1 protein-coding gene is annotated in these 280 nt (G+C 66.8%); it reads right to left on the bottom strand.

Translation table 11 applies throughout. The annotated features are described in order from the left end of the window. Positions 1-280: Ig-like domain-containing protein (locus tag ABI582_RS28735; RefSeq protein ID WP_442120999.1), on the bottom strand; the 280-nt coding region annotated here is incomplete at both ends.

Genomic DNA, 280 nt, shown 5'->3' with positions numbered 1-280 from the left:
GCCATCCGCGCCAACGGTACCCGTCGCGATGATATTGCCTGCGGCGTCACGCACTTGAACGGTGGTGCCGGCTTCGCCACGGCCGCTCAGTTGGCTGCCGGCCAGGCCGATTACCAAAGTAGTCGGGGCTTCCGGCGGCGTGGTGTCGCCACCGTCGATATCCGGTGCAGTAACCGAGCTGGCCACGGAGGTGTTGCCAGCGGCATCCGTCGCAGTGGCTTGCAGGACCTCGCCGTCCACCTGCGGTGGGTTGAGGTTGATGCTGAACACGCCGGTCGGC

The sequence above is a fragment of the Pseudomonas sp. SAS7 genome (assembly GCF_052112345.1).
Lineage (GTDB): Bacteria > Pseudomonadota > Gammaproteobacteria > Pseudomonadales > Pseudomonadaceae > Aquipseudomonas > Aquipseudomonas putida_Q.
This window is presented reverse-complemented; position numbering and strand designations above follow the sequence as displayed.